A 2,620-nucleotide genomic window follows, 5' to 3' on the forward strand; every position below is an offset into this window, starting at 1 on the left:
AAAGCAAAAACCCCTCGCAGCACACGCTGTCGAGGGGTTTTGCACAATAAGAGCCTGGCGATGACCTACTTTCACACGGGTAATCCGCACTATCATCGGCGCGGAGCTGTTTCACGGACCTGTTCGGGATGGGAAGGGGTGGTTCCAGCTCGCTATGGTCACCAGGCATGAGGGGTTGTGGCGCTGTCTTGGGACAGCGTCACCAATTCGGGATGTAGTCTGTAGTCTCGGGTTGTGCTGTATCGGCACAAGGCGATGCACTCACCAGGTGAAACACACTGGTTATAGGATCAAGCCTTACGGGCAATTAGTACTGGTTAGCTTAACGCATTACTGCGCTTCCACACCCAGCCTATCAACGTCCTGGTCTCGAACGACCCTTCAAGGAGGTCAAGCCTCCAGGGAATCCTCATCTTCAGGCGAGTTTCCCGCTTAGATGCTTTCAGCGGTTATCTCTTCCGTACATAGCTACCCTGCGATGCCTCTGGCGAGACAACAGGTACACCAGCGGTACGTCCACTCCGGTCCTCTCGTACTAGGAGCAGCCCCCGTCAAGATTCCAACGCCCACGGCAGATAGGGACCAAACTGTCTCACGACGTTTTAAACCCAGCTCACGTACCTCTTTAAATGGCGAACAGCCATACCCTTGGGACCGGCTACAGCCCCAGGATGAGATGAGCCGACATCGAGGTGCCAAACACCGCCGTCGATATGAACTCTTGGGCGGTATCAGCCTGTTATCCCCAGAGTACCTTTTATCCGTTGAGCGATGGCCCTTCCATTCAGAACCACCGGATCACTATGTCCTGCTTTCGCACCTGCTCGACTTGTCGGTCTCGCAGTTAAGCACGCTTTTGCCATTGCACTTTAGGTACGATGTCCGACCGTACCAAGCGTACCTTCGAACTCCTCCGTTACACTTTGGGAGGAGACCGCCCCAGTCAAACTGCCTACCATGCACTGTCCCCGACCCGGATTCACGGGCCAAGGTTAGAACCTCAAACAAACCAGGGTGGTATTTCAAGGACGGCTCCACGTGAACTAGCGTCCACGCTTCAAAGCCTCCCACCTATCCTACACAGATCGGTTCAAAGTCCAATGCAAAGCTACAGTAAAGGTTCATGGGGTCTTTCCGTCTAGCCGCGGGGAGATTGCATCATCACAAACACTTCAACTTCGCTGAGTCTCGGGAGGAGACAGTGTGGCCATCGTTACGCCATTCGTGCAGGTCGGAACTTACCCGACAAGGAATTTCGCTACCTTAGGACCGTTATAGTTACGGCCGCCGTTTACCGGGACTTCAATCAAGAGCTTGCACCCCATCATTTAATCTTCCGGCACCGGGCAGGCGTCACACCCTATACGTCCACTTTCGTGTTTGCAGAGTGCTGTGTTTTTATTAAACAGTCGCAGCCACCATTTTATTGCAACCCCTTCACCCTTCTGGCGCAGGCCAGTCAAGCTACCAGGGCGTACCTTATCCCGAAGTTACGGTACCAATTTGCCGAGTTCCTTCTCCCGAGTTCTCTCAAGCGCCTTAGAATACTCATCTCGCCCACCTGTGTCGGTTTGCGGTACGGTCTCGTATGACTGAAGCTTAGAGGCTTTTCTTGGAACCACTTCCAATTGCTTCGCAGCACTAGGCCGCTCGCCCCGCATCCTTGAATCCCGCGCCCGGATTTGCCTGAGCGCCTTCTCCAATGCAGGGACCGGGACTTCCAACACCCGGACAACCTTCCGCGATCCGTCCCCCCATCGCATCATACGACGGTGCAGGAATATTAACCTGCTTCCCATCAGCTACGCATCTCTGCCTCGCCTTAGGGGCCGACTCACCCTACGCCGATGAACGTTGCGTAGGAAACCTTGGGCTTACGGCGAGGGGGCCTTTCACCCCCTTTATCGCTACTCATGTCAGCATTCGCACTTCTGATACCTCCAGCATCCTTTACAAGACACCTTCACAGGCTTACAGAACGCTCTCCTACCACGCACTTGCGTGCGTCCGCAGCTTCGGTATATAGCTTAGCCCCGTTACATCTTCCGCGCAGGACGACTCGATCAGTGAGCTATTACGCTTTCTTTAAAGGGTGGCTGCTTCTAAGCCAACCTCCTGACTGTTTTAGCCTTCCCACTTCGTTTCCCACTTAGCTATATTTGGGGACCTTAGCTGGCGGTCTGGGTTGTTTCCCTCTTGACACCGGACGTTAGCACCCGATGTCTGTCTCCCGTGATTGCACTCTTCGGTATTCGGAGTTTGCTATGGCGGGGTAATCAGCAATAGACCCCCCAACCATGACAGTGCTCTACCCCCGAAGGTGAGACACGAGGCACTACCTAAATAGTTTTCGGAGAGAACCAGCTATTTCCAGATTTGTTTAGCCTTTCACCCCTATCCACAGCTCATCCCCTAACTTTTCAACGTTAGTGGGTTCGGTCCTCCAGTACGTGTTACCGCACCTTCAACCTGGCCATGGATAGATCATCTGGTTTCGGGTCTACACCCAGCGACTCAACGCCCTGTTCGGACTCGCTTTCGCTACGCCTTCCCTAATCGGTTAAGCTTGCCACTGAATGTAAGTCGCTGACCCATTATACAAAAGGTACGCCGTCACCCC

The 2,620-nt window shown here is 53.9% G+C and carries 1 rRNA gene and 1 other annotated feature (1 of these 2 cut by a window edge); the gene reads right to left on the reverse strand.

Features of this window, described 5'->3' with window-relative positions:
• Positions 1 to 52: 52 nt before the first annotated feature.
• Positions 53 to 166, reverse strand: a 5S ribosomal RNA gene (rrf, locus tag J8I82_RS37250).
• Between the two features lie 120 nt (positions 167 to 286).
• Positions 287 to 2,620, reverse strand: a sequence feature (most likely nonfunctional fraction of RNA operon) (it continues 1,635 nt past the right edge of the window).

The sequence above is a fragment of the Cupriavidus consociatus genome (genome assembly GCF_017814975.1).
In the GTDB taxonomy this organism is placed as follows: domain Bacteria; phylum Pseudomonadota; class Gammaproteobacteria; order Burkholderiales; family Burkholderiaceae; genus Cupriavidus; species Cupriavidus consociatus.